Source organism: Gellertiella sp. DMC107 (assembly GCF_056313605.1).
The window spans coordinates 918423-934471 of record NZ_JBQUZZ010000002.1 but is presented as its reverse complement, the minus strand read 5'-3'; the positions used below and the strand labels follow the sequence as shown (position 1 = coordinate 934471).

The following is a 16049-nucleotide window of genomic DNA, read 5'->3' as shown; positions in this document are numbered from 1 at the left end:
ATGCTCCCCTTTTCAGCGCGCCGGGCGAAGCACCGCGAAGATGTCCCGCATCTCCTCGGCGAGTTCGTCCAGGCTCGATGGAAGGCCGTCCCTTTCGCGCTTCAACTCCTCTATCGTCAGTTTCTGCAATCGCTCGAAGAACGGGATGAAGCGATCCGCCGTCGGAAAGCGGAAGCCACGTGGCACCCGCCGCCCGGCCGCCTTCCATGCTTGATGGCTCCGCTTCAGCAGAACCCGCTTGCTCATGCCCTCAAAGTGCATGAGGCGCTGGTGGAGCATGGTATCGGCGAGCCGGAACCGCACTGGCAGGTTCGAATTGTAGAACATCATCACGCAGTAGGCCGATGTGCCCCGCTCGTTCCTGACGCCTTCGAGATCACCGGGTTCGGGGCCAAGACGGTCTTCGAGTGCGGCTTGAACCAATGCTGCATCCCGCATGGCGCACGCATTCTCGACAATCTTCAGGCCTTCGATATCGAGGGGCCCGGTGACCCTGTATCCGTTATCGGAGAGAAGATCGATATCATCAGGATGCGGCAACACCAGCCGCGTATCCTGGCCGCTCGCCTTCAACGCATCGAGTTCAGCCTGCTGGGCTGCCTTCCATCGCTTGCCGATCTCGGCGCGTCTGGCGATCTGGCCCTGCCGGATAACGTGCGCCCGGTTCGCCTCCCGCAACAGCCGCGACATTGCATGGCTGTTGCCACCAAGCGCCATGCTGGTCAGCTTCTTCATGGCGAGCGCCTCCTTGCTCACCCATTGCTCGGCGCCATCCAGCTTGACCCGGACCTTGGTCGAGAGATCCTCGAGCAGGGCCGAATGCAGCGGAGTCATCTCCATCGCCGGCGGCAGCGGTTCCGGCGGCTTGCCCGGCGTACGGTGCCCGTCTTTCGACCTTGCCATCACGCCGCCTCCCCTTGCCGTTCGGCTTTGCGGGCCTCTGCAAGGGCGGCAAAGCGCTGGCCCGTTTCCGCAAGCACGCCCTCTTCCCCTGTCACCCGCTCGAAGCGGCGGATGATCGTGTCGCAATAGACGGGATCGAGCTCGATCAGCCGCGCCTTGCGCCCGGTCAAATCCGCGGCGATCAACGTGGAACCGGAGCCGCCGAACGTATCCAGCACCAGATCTCCCCGCTTCGAGCAATCGCGCAGCGCATCCGCCACCAGCGCCACCGGCTTCACCGTCGGATGCATGGCAATCTCTTCCTCGCGGGAGGCGCCAAGCGAGCTGATCCCGGGATAATCCCAGACATTGGTGCGGTAGCGCCCGCCATCCCCAAGCCCGAAATTGTTCACATGCGGGGCCGTCCCCTTCTTGAACACGAAGACCAGTTCGTGCTTCGAGCGATAGAAGGTGCCCATGCCGCCATTGGTCTTGTTCCAGACGCAGAGGTTCTTGAACGCATCGAAGACCGCAAGCCCCGCAGCGAGAAGTTCGCCCATATGCCGCCAGTCCATGCAGACATAGGCGATGGCCCCATCCTTCAGGCATGACGCCGCCGCACCCAGCGCATCCTTCAGGAAGGCGGCGAAACTCGCCTCATCCATCTCACCCGAGGCCAGAATGAACTCGCGGTGCTGCACCTTGCCAAGGCCGCTGACATGGCCGGCAATCGGCACGTTGTAGGGTGGATCGGTAAAGAGCAGTGCTGCCTGCCGGCCGCAGCAAAGCCGGGCCACCGCTTCCTTCGACCTCGCATCGCTGCAGAGCAGCCTGTGGTTCCCGAGCGTCCAGAGATCGCCGTGCCGTGTCACCGGCGGTCCTTCCCGCACCGGCTCCACCTTGTCGTGCACCGGATCGGGGCCTTCGGGCTTATCACCTATCCCGTCGATCGCAAGATCGATCTCTGTCATGGTGAAGCCGAGAAGTTCGAGGTCGAAGTCGAGCTCGGCCAGCCCCTGCATCTCGATCGCCAGGATCTCCCGATCCCAGCCGGCGTTCTCCGCAAGGCGATTGTCGGCCAGGATATAGGCGCGGATCTCGTCGCGGCTGAGATGCGACAGCCGCCTGACCGGCACCTCCACCATCCCAATCAACCGCGCCGCCTCCACCCGACCGTGGCCCGCCACAATCATGTTGTCATCGGAAACCAGCACTGGATTGCAAAACCCGAACCGCCGGATGCTCTCGGCGATCTGCGCAATCTGCTTCTTGGAATGGGTGCGGGCATTATTGCCATAAGGTTTGAGTCTGTCGATGGGACAAGACTGTTCGTCTGACATGCGCATCCGATATCTCCCTGGATGAGCTGGTTACTGTTTCGTCATGAAAAGGACAGCGAGGCATACCCGCGCCGTCACTGGGGAAGATCCAGCGGAATGGTAAACAAAATGTTTCTTTATTTATTATATTCTGATATGTTAAAAATAAGGGTGCTGATTTAGGGCGACTCGCACGGATGACACCGAGGTGAGTGTTCGATGGAAGAAGCGGGGGTGATGTGTCGCGAGCGGAAAGTGGCTGCGGAAGGTTATGCGCCGGAAGCGGACTGTCCGGTCGTGGCCGGGAGATCGACCAAGCGGCCATTCGACTCTCGATCTCGTTTGTAGCCTTTGGCACGCTTCAATGATCGCTCGAAATTGGTCGCCCTTGCCGCTCCGACTTGAAGCTCCTGGGCGTAACCAGACAACATGGCTAATGTGAGTGTGCAGCAAGGGGGGATTTCAACTGCGAAGCACTTTGGTATTCTCAAACGCGAGGAGCAGTTATTGGCTTAGAATGTGCTGGGGGCTATGGCTACAATTGCAACGATAAAGACGCTGAGCGGCGTCGGCATTCTGGCCGACAAGGCTGCACGGGAAAACATCCCACCATTCCGCCGATATAATCTTGTTTACGGTTTCAATGGATCCGGCAAAAGCACTTTGTCTAGGGTATTTGCCTGTCTTGAGGCGGGCAAACATCACGAAGATCTGCCGCCAAACTGCAGCTTTGAGATAGCGCTCGATGATGGTGCAACTTACAAGGCACCAAACGCGCTCGGAGGTTTCAAGAGCCGCATCTTCGTCTTCAATGAGGACTTCATCGCACGGAATTTGAGGTGGCAGGAGGGCCGCGCATCGTCAATATTCTATATCAGCGAAGAGCAGTCTGAGCTTGCGGCCAAACTCCGTGAAACGCAGAAGACACTTGCGGAAAAAGTGCGGTCACGGGACACCGAAAAAAAGATCGCGGCCGAGCGCGAAAGGGCGTTGAAGAGCTACCGAACAGAACGGGCTAAGCTGGTTGCTGCTTCCCTGCATCTCGGCAACCGTAGGTACGAGGCCGGACAGTTGGAGAAGGACTACGAAAAGCTGTCCTACAACAAGGGTTCACAGTTGGAGAAAGAAGCCTTAGATCTCCTCGTCGATATAGCCCGCCTCTCGGCGCCACCGCCCGCGCTGAAATCCATTGCGATCGACGTCGATGCCATCCGTAAAACGATGGAAGGAGCAAGGCACGTCGCTGAACTGAGTATAGGGACGGTGGTGCTGGACGAAATGGAAAACCACCCCTTGATGGTCCCTTGGTTGAAAACCGGCCATGACTATCACAGCGCAAACGGCCTTGAGACCTGTCTGCTTTGCGGAAACTCGATAAACGATGTCCGGAAGCAAAAACTCGCTCAGGCATTGGACGACCGGCTCTCGATGCTTATTACCGATCTGAAAGACGCTGACGCGAAAGCTTCGGTACTTCTGAGCGGGATCAGGTCCACTGCGGGGGCTTGGCCCAAGACCGCCGAACTCGAACTGCAGCTTAAGGAGCGGTACACTGTGGCTCGCCAGGACACAGAAGATGCCCTGCACAACCTCATTCCTCTCCTCGAGGAAGCGTCCCGAATATTCGGCGCCCGCCTGGAGCAGCCAACCACTGCCATGGCGCATACGCTACCCTGCCCCGACGAAATCGCGGCGCGGTGCGAAGCCCTTAGAGAAGCAATCGCTGTGAGTAATGCCGTCATCGGCGGGCATAACGACACTTCTGCGAATTTTTCTAAACGTCAGGATGACGCCCGTGAGGCCATTCGAAAGCACTATTTAGCCGAGGGGCACGACAAATATTCCGCACTCACGCAATCGCTGGCGGGAGCGAACGAACGAGTCAGCTCTATTTCAGGAGAGGTCAACAAGCTCGAAGGCGAAATTGCTGAACTCAGTGCCAAGGTGCGAACCCATGGTCCCGCCGCTGACCAAATCACGAAGCTCGTACGCGCCTACCTGGGCCACGGTGAGCTGACGATATTTGCGGCCGATGAGGGGTATGAGTTGCGCCGTCGAAACAAGATCGTCAAAGGTGCGCCCAGTGAGGGCGAGAAGACTGCCATAGCTCTCTGCTACTTCATCTCATCGCTAGAAGCCGATGGGCGGTCGCTCAAAGACCTGATCCTCGTCATCGATGATCCCATCTCAAGCCTTGACACCAAGGCTATGAATTATGCCTGCTCCCTCATCCGCTCGCGTCTGACCCTGGCCGCACAGCTTTTCATCTTGACCCACAATCAGCACTGCATGAACGAATTCAAGAAGGCTTGGCGCAACCAGACCAAGTCCGAACCTCCGACAGCCACGCTGCTATACCTCGATGTTTCAATGCCTGATGGCTCGGAAGCCAGGAGTACCCGTATTATCGAGCTGCCGCCTCAGCTTTCCGCCTACGACTCCGAATACCACTTCCTGTGCCACAAAATGCTTCAGTTTGAATCGACCGGATCTGGTTACTCGGAGTATTGGTTTATGATGCCCAACGTGATGCGGCGGGTTCTGGACATCTTTCTCGCCTTCAAAGTTCCAGGAAGCCACCCACTGCAACAGAAGCTTGAATCGCTGGCGAAGAAATGCCCTAACATCGACGACATCCGCATCAAGGCGCTGGACCGCCTCATCCAAGTGGAGTCACACTCTGACAGTCTCGACGATCTTATCTCGCATTCCTCGATGACAATAGAGGAGACGAGGGATGCGAATGCTGCCCTGCTCGAACTGATGGCCGCTTCTGACGCCGATCATACCAAAGCGATCCGCAAGCAATGCAAGCCGATATCATAAACTGTGACTACTTGGCCGCTGCGCTGCTCGCTCGAATGTCAAGCCAGACCAAGACGGAACCGATCCAACCGGATCTGGATCACTGGTACCACCGGTTCGAAATGCTCGACTACTCTAGCATCAGCGACGATCTTTTGGCGGCCATCGTCCGCCACCATGGGGTTGCCGATCTTTGCTGGCGGGTGGTAGGCGAGCGCGATCTCCCGGCCATCAATGCCTGGTTCTACCAGCGCCGACCTAACGACATTTTCGAGATCTATGCGAGCATCGCGCGCAGGTACGTCCGTCTCGAATGGGACCGTACCTCTACCAACGGGAAAGGCGACAAAGGGGTGACCGGCAAGGGCTGTAACAAACTCGACAAGGGGGTGTTCGAATCCTTCCAGCGCCTCGCTATCTATGACAGCGGGAAGTCGATGTATCTGGGATCGCCGGTGGTGAGAACCATCGAAGGGTTCGTCCCCTTAACTTCCTTCGCAATCACCGACACTTTCTCCGTGATCCTGTTCCACGCGACGAGTGCTGCCCCGCCGAAGTTGGTCACTCAGCTCGGCGGACAAAGCTTTGGTGAGGTCGCTTATGGCGTATGGCTTCACCACGCTGTCACCAGCCGACTTCGAAGACCTTTGCCGCGACTTGATCGGCCGCGAAATCGGCATCCAGTTTGAGGCATTCACGCCAGGACCTGATGGTGGGATCGACGGCCGACATGCACTGTCAACCAAGAGCACGATCCTGCAGGTCAAACACCTGGTCGGATCGCCATTCGCCAAACTCAAATCGACGATGAAAGGCGAACGAGCATCCATCGATAAGCTTGATCCCGACCGCTATATCTTGGCCACGTCGCGCGGTCTGACGCCGGCGAACAAGGAAGTACTCACCGCCGAGATCGGGTCTGCTCTGCGTACCCAGGGCGATATCTATGGTGCGGGCGAGCTCAATGCGCTGCTTCGCAAATTTCCTGATATCGAAAAGTGTCACATCAAGCTATGGCTGTCCGGAACTGCCGTACTTGAGCGCGTCCTTTGGTGGGCGGCTCATACCTTCACCGAAATCTCCAAATCCGATATCGAGGGGAAGGTTCGGGTCTATGCGCACAACCCGAGCTTCCCGGCCGCGCAAACCATTCTGGAAAGCCAGCACGTCCTCATCATTTCGGGGCCTCCTGGCGTTGGCAAAACCACCCTCGCTGAAATGCTGGTTTACACCTACCTAGCAGAAGGGTGGGAGCTTGTCGCGATCCGAGCATTGGAAGATGGCTTCGGCACCATCGATGATGCAAAGAAACAAGTGTTCTTGTTCGACGATTTCCTCGGGAAGATCGCGCTCGACGAACAAGCTCTCGCCGCAAAAGATTCCGACTTGGCGAGGTTCATGCGGCGTGTTCGCACCTCGCCCAACGCGCGGTTTGTCCTCACTACTCGCGCCTATATTTTCGAGGAGGCGCGCCGAGCTTCCGAGTACCTTGCGGATCAACGGCTGGACATCAGCCGCTACCTTCTCGATGTAGGCGTCTACACTCGCCGCATTCGCGCCAGGATACTCTAAATCACCTGCTCGTCGCCGGCACACCGATGCCGCTGGTTCGCGCGCTGATCAAATCGGGTGCCATTAAATCCATCGTTGATCACCGGAACTACAATCCCCGTGTCATCGAATGGATGACCGACTCGGACCGCCTGCACGGCCAGACCCCCGAGGCCTATCCGGCATCCTTCATCACCGCGCTAGATAATCCGAGCCAGCTTTGGGATACGGCATATCGGAAGCACATTCCGGAGAAGTGCCGGCATCTGCTGCTCACCATGTACTTTTGTTCCCAGTACGGCGTGGAACTCGGTGAACTTCGCACGCAGTACGAAGCGCTTCACCGCGATCTGAGCGTCAAGTATGGCACACCTCGCGATCCGAAGGATTTCGAGGAAAGCGTCCGCATCCTAGAAGGCGGGTTTATCGCTCTCCGTGGAACTCGGGTGTCGTACGTGAACCCCTCGTTTCGCGATTACATGAGCGGCTACGTGAAAGACGCCGCACTTCTCGCCGACTGTGCGGCCGCAGCGCAAACCGCGAATTGGGCCGATGAAGTCTGGAAATCTGTTGGTTCCGTGTCCCTCCCTCTCGAGCAGCGGCGTCATGTGGCGGCATCGTTCCGCGAGATCTCGACGCGATTCTTAAATCTGCCCACATGGAAGGAAACGAGCAGGCACTCTTTTTCGCCCGCCGACCTGGGCAATGTCCGCCGACTTCAGCTCTTGCTCGCTTGGTGGACTGAAACGGGCGACCACCACCTCTCCGAACTGGTGATGAAACTTGCACAGCATCCGCCTGCACCCAAAGGCTGGTCGGGCTACAGTGGGTGGCGGGACGGCGCCGATCTTATCGACCTGGCCGGCAAACTACGCAACGAGGACTACTTTCCGAACGTCCCCTTTGCTGATGACCTAGCAAACCTTCTTGAAGATGACGTTGTCGAGCTGCTTGAACACGGCATGGCATATGACGAGTTAGAGGACATGCTGGGCGCGGTAGAGGAAGCCTATCCAGCTGCGAGCAAACGGATTCAAGAAGCTGCGCATGCAGCCATTCGCCGTGAAGTCTACGAGGTCGAGGCTTCCATTTCCGACATCGATTCAGAATCAGCTTTAGAGGATCACGCTAAGACGTTGGAGAAGTTTGCTTCACGAGCTAGCATCCCCCGCGATGCTTTAGATCGCGCCCTGTCGAAGGTGAAGGACCGGATCGACGAAATTAGGGAATCAACGTCGGTTGCTAGCTCACCTTCGACTCGTTCAAATCCCAGGGAGTCGGACAATTTCGACGATGCAGCGCTGAATAGTCTCTTTGCACCCCTCTTGCAAATGGGCTGACGGCAGCTCATCCCTCTGAAGTGCACATTGGGCGCAACGCCAAGGCGGCGAGCGGGTCGAAGACACCGTCTCGCCTGGTTCGAAACTCTGCTCAATAATCCGTCAGCTTCTGCTTGGTCCATCGCCTGCGGCGAACATCACCCGGCAGCAATTCAACATGTCGATACTCGTTGAGCATGAGCCTCTCCACGAGCCCGTACTTGAACCTTCCTGGCTATGCCGATTGACCGATCGAAATGGGGACAGTTGAATAAGTAATGTCGGCTTTCACGAAATTGCCCGTGCCGCTCGACTGTCAGGAATAAGGGCGCAAAGCTGCTCACGGAAGGAGCGGCCCTGCTGCTACAGGGCCGCCTGAATTCAAATTATGGTACGCTCAGCAAGCTCAAGAGCATCCTCGATATCCACGCCGAGATATCTGACGGTGTTTTCGATCTTCGTGTGACCTAGTAAAATCTGAATTGCGCGAAGGTTCCCCGTCGCCTTGTAGATCATTGCCGCCTTGGTGCGGCGAAGTGAATGTGTGCCATAGTCCTCGCACCTAAGCCCAATCGCTGTCACCCATTCGTCGACCAAGCGCGCATATTGTCGAGTGCTCAGGTGCCCCGCTTGTTGACTGCGGCTCGGGAACGCATCGTCCTCGACAGTTCCGCCTCTGCAGCGGAGCCATGAGAGCAGGCTTGACCTGACGTCGCTCGTAATCTCAAACTGCACTGCTATTCCGGTCTTCTGCTGAACAACCGTTGCACGGGAGCGAATGTCTTGCCCTGTAACAAGAGTCCCGATCTTCATTTTGACGAGGTCACACCCTCGTAGCTTGCTGTCGATTGCAAGATCGAACAGCGCCCTATCTCGAAGCCGTCCTCCCTGGTCAAGAAAGAAACGGATCTGCCAGATGTGCTTTTGCTTGAGGGGCTTCTTTACACCGACTGTTCGCCCGGCATTCCAGGCAGGGCGCCCGAGCGAGGCGGGGTCATATTGTGCGATACCCATTTGCGTTCTCCTTCGGCCACCATTGGCCGCAAAGTAAACGTCGCGTGTCCAGAACTGGTCACAGATTGAACTGCCGTTGTATCTATGAGTAAGTCTGGAAAAGCCACCAGTTTACTGCTCTCTGATATTCGGCACAGTACGACTACCCGGCATGCCGCTCCGGTCCCCTCCACACTTTTTGCGCCAAATCTTGCCAATCCCTCTGATTTCGCGTCCCAAGCATGGTGTCCGAAAGGATGTTCACATGCTTCTGCGAAATTTCATCATCTACTGCCTATTCATGGGACTGTTCACCGCCATCTTTTCAAAGCTCGTGATCGATTTTCGATTGGAGAGCGCGCCAGGCACTACCCAAATGCTCCGGAGCCCGAGCTCTTACCTCGTCAGGTAGCGACTGGCTGACACGGCAGCGGCGCGTCAGCGAAAAGGCAGATAGAGAGTGAAGCAAGCACCTCCGCCTATAGGATTGCTCGCCTCGACCCTTCCATCATGCGCGGCGGCAATTGCCTTGACTATGGAAAGGCCCAAGCCGCTGCCGCCTTCGGAACGGCCTCTTGAGGCGTCGGCGCGCCAGAACGGGTCGAACACTTTGCCGATGTCATGGGCTGCAAGGCCAGGCCCCTGATCCCTGCACTGGAGGAAACATTCCTCTTCCGATGTTCCTGTGGAAAGCACCAACGGTGCGCCGGGGGCATAGCGGCAGGTGTTGTCGATCAGGGCGAGCACCAACTGTCGGAGTCGGGCCGGGTCTGCGTTGACGGGAGCGGGCAAAAGATCGAGGGAAAGGTCGATGCGGCTCTTTCGCAGCGATTCCGAAGACAGGTCTGCCGATTGCCGCGCGACCTGGGAGAGGTCGCAGCGCTCCAGCCGGACATCGAGATTGCCGGCATTGAACAGGCTGAGCGTGCGGAGATCCTCGACGATCCTGACGAGCCCGTCCACTTGAAGAAGCAGGAGATCCACCAGTTCCGGCGTCATGGGGAAGACGCCGTCCGATATGCCCTGGAGCCTTCCTTTGAGGATCGTCAGAGGGGTGCGCAGTTCATGCGCCACGGCGGAGTTTGAGTAGCGAAGCTCCGCCTCCGACTTTTCCAGGCGGGCCGCCATGGCGTTGAAGTCTTCGACAAGACGCGCCGCTTCCCCAAAGCCGGTGAGATGAGGATCAGCTCTTGCCGTCAGGTCGCCTGCAGCAATCTCCCTGATGGCGCGGGCGACTTCCAGCAGCGGAACGACCACGCGCTGGGAGAGCCACCATCCGCCCCAGGCGGCGAGCGGCATGCCGATCGCGAGCACCAAAGCGAGGTATCCCCAGTCGACCCAGGTCCAGATCGCATCCGTTTCCGGCACGCCGGGGAAGAATTTCAGGGCCGTGTCGTAGTAGAAGGGAAAGCCGAAATAGGCGAGCATCGCGACGGCAACGGCCAGTGCCACGGACGCCAGCACGAACTGCGGAACAGTGCCTGTCTTACCGGACCTGAACATCGAGCCGATACCCCACCCCTCTCACCGAGATCACGAAATCCGGCAATCCAGCAGCCGCAAGCTTGCGGCGCAGATTGCTCATATGGCTGTCGGCCGTCCTGTTCAACGCTTCTCCTTCGGGCAGGCAGGCGTCGACCAGCTCTCCCCGGTCGTGAACCCGGTTCGGCGATCGCATCATCGTGGCCAGCAGCCGGAACTCGGTCGGGGTGACGGCCAGCATCTGCTCCGCGCCTCCTGTCTCGACGGTCACCGTATAGGCTTCGGTGTCGAGGCGCACCGGTCCGACGCGGAGCACGTTGCTCCGCGCCGTTCCCTTCGCCCGCCTCAGGATCGCCCTGGCACGGGCCACCACCTCCAGCGGATTGAAGGGCTTGACCACATAATCGTCAGCGCCCATGCGCAGCGCCTGCAGTTTGTCCAGATCCTCCGCAAGGGCGGTCAGCATGATCACGGGCGTCTCACTGAGCCGGCGGATCGCCGCCAGCACCTCGTAGCCGTCCATCTTCGGCATCTTGACGTCCAGCACCACCAGATCGGGCTTCAGGCGCTGGTGATGGCCGAGTCCGACCACCGGGTCGGTTGCGGCAATCGTCCGGAAGTCGTCGCGCTCGAAATAGGCCTGGAGAATGCGGACGATCTCCGGATCGTCCTCGATGATCAAAACGAGATCAGATGTCATTGGAGTTAACTCGAACCTCCCGGATCCTGATGTGCCGCCACCATATCAGCGTAGCGCCCGCCGGACGCAAGCAGCTGCGCATGCGCGCCTTTTTCAACAATATGTCCCTGCTTCAGGACGATGATCTGATCCGCATTACGCACGGTCGAGAGCCTGTGGGCAATGGACAAGACGGTCCTGCGTCTCCCTGAGTAGAGTACGGTCGCCATGGCCTGCTCGGTGAGCACGTCCAGCGCGCTCGTCGCCTCGTCGAGCAGGAGAATGCGTGGATCACGCAGGATCACGCGTGCGAGGGACAACCTCTGGCGCTCTCCGCCGGACAGCTGATAGCCCCGCTCGCCCACTGCGGTCCGGAGTCCGTCCGAAAGCCTCGCGAGCATGTCCCCCAGTTGCGCAAGTTCCAGCGCGTAGAGCAGCTCCGCCTCCGTCGCCGAAGGTTTTGCAAAACGCAGGTTTTCCTCGATGGTCCCGTTCAGCAGGAAGGGGTCCTGAGTCACGATCCCCATGACCTCCGACAGCGAGGCGAAGCTTATGGAGCGCAGATCGATACCATCGAGAAGAACCCGGCCAGCCGTCGGATCGTAAAGACGCGCCATCAGGTAGCCGATGGTGCTTTTGCCGGATCCACTGGGGCCAACGAGAGCGACATGGCTGCCGGCGGGAATCTTGAAGCTGATATTGCTGACGGCCGGCGCGAGCAAGGGATCATAGACGAAGGACACATTCTCGAACTCGACATCGCCTCTGAAGGTATTGGGGTTCAGGGTCATGGGAATGTCCCGTTCGGTGATTTCCGGCACCAGGTCGAAATAACCGAACACGCGCGCAAGCACCGCCCGCGACCGGGCAAGCTCGATCCGGGACTCGAACAGCTCCATGGTCGGCCATAGCAACTGTTCCTGCAGGGCGATGAGGGCGACCAGCGTGCCGATCGAGACGCCGATATCCCGCGCCAGCAGGAAGCCGCCCAGCATGAAGGTCAGCGCGGGCAGGATATCGAGCGCAAAGAAGACGATGGCCAGTTCCCACTGTCCCGCCGTGTGGGACTTGACCTCCAGATGGGCAACGTCAGAGGATAGCCGCCGGAATTCGTGCACCAGATGTTTTGCCCGGCCCATCGTGCGGCCGAGCAGAAACCCGCCGACCGAGAGGGTCTCCGCCACCTGCGACGTCATGTCGGCCACCTTGCCTTGCTGGCGGAAGGTGATTCTCTCCCGAAGGGACGCAACACGGCCGTTCAGCCAGATCAGGATCGGCATGAACAGCATGGACGCCAGGGCAAGCCGCCACTCGAGCAGGAACATCGCCAAGACGGTCGTGATCAGCACGCTCACATTGCGGGCAAGATCGGTGGCGGTGTTGGTCAGCACACCCTGCAGGCCTGCAATGTCGCTGGACATGCGTGCCTGCACCTCCCCGGCACGGGACTTCGCATAGAAGCTCAGCGACAGGGTCTGCAGGTGCTGATAGAGCGAAACCCGCAATTCGTGCATGATCGATTGCCCGACCCGTGTCGAGACATAGGCCTGCAGGACATTGCCGGCAGCGGCCAGGATCGCAACGCCCATCATGGCGCCGGTCAGCATGACCAGCAGGGAGAAATCCTTCTGCGGGAGCGCCACGTCGACGACGTTCCGCACCAGGAACGGCATGACGGCGCCGATGCCTGCGGACAGAGCAATCAAGGCCGCGATCGTCGTGACGGCCAGCACATGGGGCTTGAAGAGCGCGAGAACGCGTCGCCAGGGAACATGCCGTGCGGCCACGTCTTCGTAATTGTCCATATCGGGATCGAAACCGTTCATCGGATATCTCCGGCACTGACTGTCACGTTACCGGTTGCTCCGCCGGACGCGCGTTTCCGGGCAAACAGGCGGACCACCGTCTGATAGAACACCGGCACGAAGAAGAGGGTGAGCACTGTCGCTGCAATGACGCCGCCGAGGACACCGGTGCCGAGCGCCTTCTGCGTCTCGGCACTTGCGCCTCGCGCAAACACCAGCGGCAGCACACCGAGCGCGAAGGCGATCGAGGTCATGACGATCGGCCGGATGCGCAGGCGGGCGGCCTCGATGATGGCGTCCTTCAGCGGCGCGCCTTCCTCGAGCTTCGCCTTGGCGAATTCAACGATCAGGATCGCGTTCTTGGCGGTCAGGCCGATGACGGTGATCAGGCCCACCTTGAAGAAGATGTCGTTGGTCTGCCCGCCGATCGAGATGGCCGCGACGGCGCCGAGAATGCCGAGAGGCACTGCCGCCATGACGGAGAACGGCACGGTCCAGCTTTCGTAGAGGGCCGCCAGCACGAGGAAGACGAACAGCATGGAAATTGCGAGCAGCATCGGCATCTGCGCGCCGGAATCCCGCTCCTGCAGGGATTCGCCCGTCCATTCGATGCCGAACCCCTCAGGCAACTGCTTGACCAGCTGTTCGATCTCCAGCATGGCCTGCCCGCTCGATACGCCGGTTCCGGGCTCGCCGGTGAGATTGACGGCGAGGTAGCCATTATGGCGCGAAACGAGGCTCGGCGCCGTCGTCCAGTCTGGAGAGACGACTTCGCTGAGCGTCACCATGCCGCCCTGGTTGTTGCGGACGAAGAGCTTCAGCACGTCATCCACCTGCATGCGGTAGGGCGCATCGGCCTGTACGATGATCTGCTGCAGGCTGCCGCCATTCGGGAAATCGCCGATATAAGTCGACCCGATTGCGGTCGAGAGCGTATCGGCGGTTGCGGTGAAGGGGACGCCAAGCGCCTGCGCCTTGCGGCGGTCGACGGTCAGACGAACGCTCGGGCCACTGGGCAGCGCACTCTGGCGAACGTTCTTAAGCTTCTGGTCCTTCTCCGCAGCAGCCACCAGCTTGTCCTGCGCAGCTATGAGCGCATCGAGCCCCAGTCCCGCCCGGTCCTGCAGCACGAAGGTGAAGCCGGAGGAGCCGCCGAGCTCCTCGATCGCGGGAGGAGCCATGACGAGCACCTCACCCTCCGGCAGATCGCTCATGGCCGCACTCGCTGCCGCGACCTCGTTCGTGACCGTCAATCCGGGACGATCCGCCCAGTCCTTCATCGTCACGAAGGCCATGGCCGCATTGGAGCCTTGCCCCATGAAGCTGAAGCCGTTGATCAGCAGATTGTCGTCGGTTGCGGGCCGCGCCGTCACATAGCGGTTGAAGCGGTCGGTGACGCGAGCCGTGCGTGCCTGCGTGGCGTCGGCCGGAAGCGTGACGGAGACCATGTAGTTTCCCTGATCCTCGTCCGGCAGGAAGGAGGACGGCAGCTGCGGGAACCAGGCGAGAAGTATGGCAACGAGGCAGCCGTAAACCAACAGCGTGCGCCCGCTCCGGCCGAGAATAACGGAGACGCGGCGGCCATAGGCTTCCGTCAGGGCTTCCACACCCTTGTCGAACAGCTGGAAAATCCTCCACTTCGGCGCATCATGCGATACGGGTCTCAGGATCGTCGCGCAGAGCGCCGGCGTGAGCGACAGGGCGAGGAAAGCCGAAAACAGAATGGAGACCGCCATAGCGAGCGTGAACTGCCGGTAGATGGCGCCGGCTGAACCGCTGGCGAAAGCCATGGGAATGAAGACCGCAACGAGAACGGCGGTGATGCCGATGACGGCGCCGGTGATCTCGCGCATCGCCTTACGGGTAGCGGCCTTGGGGTCGAGCCCCTCGGTTGCCATGATGCGCTCCACGTTCTCGACCACGACGATCGCATCGTCGACGATGATGCCGATGGCAAGCACCATGCCGAACATGGTGAGCACGTTGATGGTGTAGCCGGTCACATACATCACCGCGAAGGTACCGAGCAGCGCGACCGGGGCGACGATCGAAGGGATCAGCGTGTAGCGGATGTTCTGCAGGAAGAGGAACATCACGGCAAAGACGAGCGCCATGGCCTCGATCAGGGTGTGCACGACCTTCTCGATCGACACCTTGACGAAGGGAGACGTATCGAAGGGTAGGGCGTAGGTCATGCCCTCGGGCATGGAGAGCTTGAGTTCGGCGAGCCGGGCCTTCACCGCATTTGCCGTGGCGACCGCGTTGCCGCCGGGCGAAAGCTGGAGTGCCGCACCCGTCGCCTCCCTGCCGTTCAGCTGCATGCTGAAGGAATTGGTCTGGGCTCCGATCTCGACGCGCGCGGCATCCTTCAGGAGAACGGTCGAACCATTGGCTTCCGCCTTGAGGACGATCTCCTCGAATTCCTGCGGCGTCGAAAGCTGCGCATTGACAGCGAGCGGCACGGTGATCTGCTGGCCCGAGACCGAGGGCTCGCTGCCGATCTGGCCCGGTGCTATCTGCAGGCTCTGGCTCTGGATCGCGGCGGTCACGTCGGAAATGCCGAGGTTCAGCATTTCGAGCTTCAGCGGATCGATCCAGATGCGCATGGCTTTTTCCGTCCCGAAAGACTGCACGCGGCCGACGCCCTTGATGCGCTTGAGTTCGGGAACGATGCGCTTGGCGAGATAGTCCTCAAGGTCGAGTGCGGAGAAGCGGTTTCCCTCGGAGGCCAGGGTGACGATGGCAAGGAAGCCGGCAGAGGCCGATTCTACGGCCAGGCCATTCTGGCGAACGATGGCCGGCAGCCGTCCTTCCACCGCCTTCAACCGGTTCTGGACATCCACAGTCGCGAGCTCCGGATCGGTTCCCGGCGCGAACGTCAGGTTGACGTTCGCAGAACCGCTGCTGTCGGCACTTGACGTGAAGTAGAGGAGGTTCTTGACACCTGTCAGCTCGCGTTCCAGCGGCACCACGATGCTGGTGTTGACCGTGTCCGCCGAGGCGCCGGGATAGCTCGCGGTGACGCTGACGCTAGTCGGCGCGATCGAGGGAAAGCGCGCGACCGGCAGCTTCGGGATCGCGATGAGACCGAAGAGAGAGATGAAGAGAGCGACGACCCAAGCGAAGACCGGGCGATCGATGAAGAACTGCGGCACGATGAAAACTCCTGCACGAATGAGGCCGCGGACCGTGCCGCGGGTCAGGCAAAGCAATA

The 16049-nt window shown here is 59.7% G+C and carries 11 protein-coding genes and 1 pseudogene; 4 read left to right on the top strand and 8 right to left on the bottom strand.

The genetic code is table 11. The features are described 5' to 3' along the window. Positions 1 to 12: 12 nt before the first annotated feature. Together ACT54B_RS09885 and ACT54B_RS09880 are read right to left on the bottom strand one after the other, a co-directional pair. A complete protein-coding gene (locus ACT54B_RS09885; RefSeq protein WP_476044584.1) occupies positions 13 to 903 on the bottom strand; it encodes a hypothetical protein in 891 nt (296 codons plus the stop codon). Further along, positions 903 to 2228: a site-specific DNA-methyltransferase gene (locus tag ACT54B_RS09880; RefSeq protein ID WP_476044583.1), complete on the bottom strand. Its 1326-nt coding sequence runs from the start codon at positions 2226 to 2228 to the stop codon at positions 903 to 905. The genes ACT54B_RS09885 and ACT54B_RS09880 overlap by 1 nt, the downstream gene beginning before the upstream one ends. A 504-nt stretch (positions 2229 to 2732) precedes the next feature. On the opposite strand from ACT54B_RS09880, the gene ACT54B_RS09875 reads away from it, so the two are divergent. From ACT54B_RS09875 to ACT54B_RS09860, 4 genes are read left to right on the top strand one after another with little or no spacing between them, the layout of a single operon-like run. Next, positions 2733 to 5027 (top strand): AAA family ATPase, encoded by a 2295-nt coding sequence (locus ACT54B_RS09875; RefSeq protein WP_476044582.1) that lies wholly within the window; start codon positions 2733 to 2735, stop codon positions 5025 to 5027. Next, positions 5009 to 5695, top strand: coding sequence for a hypothetical protein (locus ACT54B_RS09870; protein ID WP_476044581.1), 687 nt, complete (start codon positions 5009 to 5011; stop codon positions 5693 to 5695). The genes ACT54B_RS09875 and ACT54B_RS09870 overlap by 19 nt, the downstream gene beginning before the upstream one ends. Next, positions 5607 to 6578: an nSTAND3 domain-containing NTPase gene (locus ACT54B_RS09865; protein WP_476044580.1), complete on the top strand. Its 972-nt coding sequence runs from the start codon at positions 5607 to 5609 to the stop codon at positions 6576 to 6578. The genes ACT54B_RS09870 and ACT54B_RS09865 overlap by 89 nt, the downstream gene beginning before the upstream one ends. Positions 6579 to 6604: 26 nt before the next feature. Next, entirely contained in the window at positions 6605 to 7897 is a 1293-nt protein-coding gene (locus tag ACT54B_RS09860; protein WP_476044834.1) for a hypothetical protein, read from the top strand. Positions 7898 to 7916: 19 nt separating this feature from the next. Here ACT54B_RS09860 and ACT54B_RS09855 read toward each other — a convergent pair. The 6 genes and pseudogenes from ACT54B_RS09855 to ACT54B_RS09830 all read right to left on the bottom strand — a co-directional run. Beyond that, positions 7917 to 8075 (bottom strand): annotated as a pseudogene (locus ACT54B_RS09855) (transposase); the annotation flags it as partial. A 182-nt stretch (positions 8076 to 8257) separates the two neighbouring features. Continuing rightward, positions 8258 to 8890 carry a tyrosine-type recombinase/integrase gene (locus ACT54B_RS09850; RefSeq protein ID WP_476044579.1) on the bottom strand — a complete coding sequence of 211 codons (633 nt, stop codon included), beginning with the start codon at positions 8888 to 8890 and terminating at the stop codon, positions 8258 to 8260. Between the two features lie 417 nt (positions 8891 to 9307). Further along, positions 9308 to 10372: an ATP-binding protein gene (locus ACT54B_RS09845; protein ID WP_476044578.1), complete on the bottom strand. Its 1065-nt coding sequence runs from the start codon at positions 10370 to 10372 to the stop codon at positions 9308 to 9310. Further along, entirely contained in the window at positions 10356 to 11051 is a 696-nt protein-coding gene (locus tag ACT54B_RS09840; protein WP_476044577.1) for a response regulator, read from the bottom strand. The genes ACT54B_RS09845 and ACT54B_RS09840 overlap by 17 nt, the downstream gene beginning before the upstream one ends. Positions 11052 to 11056: 5 nt before the next feature. After that, positions 11057 to 12856 (bottom strand): ABC transporter ATP-binding protein, encoded by a 1800-nt coding sequence (locus ACT54B_RS09835; protein ID WP_476044576.1) that lies wholly within the window; start codon positions 12854 to 12856, stop codon positions 11057 to 11059. Then, the gene (locus ACT54B_RS09830; protein ID WP_476044575.1) at positions 12853 to 15990 is read right to left on the bottom strand and encodes a multidrug efflux RND transporter permease subunit; all 3138 of its coding nucleotides are present in this window, start codon (positions 15988 to 15990) and stop codon (positions 12853 to 12855) included. The genes ACT54B_RS09835 and ACT54B_RS09830 overlap by 4 nt, the downstream gene beginning before the upstream one ends. Between the last annotated feature and the right edge of the window lie 59 nt (positions 15991 to 16049).

Coding starts and splice junctions, on each gene's coding strand:
- ACT54B_RS09885 (WP_476044584.1), bottom strand. CDS start 903: ATGGCAAGGTCGAAAGACGGGCACCGTACGCCGGGCAAGCCGCCGGAA.
- ACT54B_RS09880 (WP_476044583.1), bottom strand. CDS start 2,228: ATGCGCATGTCAGACGAACAGTCTTGTCCCATCGACAGACTCAAACCT.
- ACT54B_RS09875 (WP_476044582.1), top strand. CDS start 2,733: ATGGCTACAATTGCAACGATAAAGACGCTGAGCGGCGTCGGCATTCTG.
- ACT54B_RS09870 (WP_476044581.1), top strand. CDS start 5,009: ATGCAAGCCGATATCATAAACTGTGACTACTTGGCCGCTGCGCTGCTC.
- ACT54B_RS09865 (WP_476044580.1), top strand. CDS start 5,607: ATGGCGTATGGCTTCACCACGCTGTCACCAGCCGACTTCGAAGACCTT.
- ACT54B_RS09860 (WP_476044834.1), top strand. CDS start 6,605: ATGCCGCTGGTTCGCGCGCTGATCAAATCGGGTGCCATTAAATCCATC.
- ACT54B_RS09850 (WP_476044579.1), bottom strand. CDS start 8,890: ATGGGTATCGCACAATATGACCCCGCCTCGCTCGGGCGCCCTGCCTGG.
- ACT54B_RS09845 (WP_476044578.1), bottom strand. CDS start 10,372: ATGTTCAGGTCCGGTAAGACAGGCACTGTTCCGCAGTTCGTGCTGGCG.
- ACT54B_RS09840 (WP_476044577.1), bottom strand. CDS start 11,051: ATGACATCTGATCTCGTTTTGATCATCGAGGACGATCCGGAGATCGTC.
- ACT54B_RS09835 (WP_476044576.1), bottom strand. CDS start 12,856: ATGAACGGTTTCGATCCCGATATGGACAATTACGAAGACGTGGCCGCA.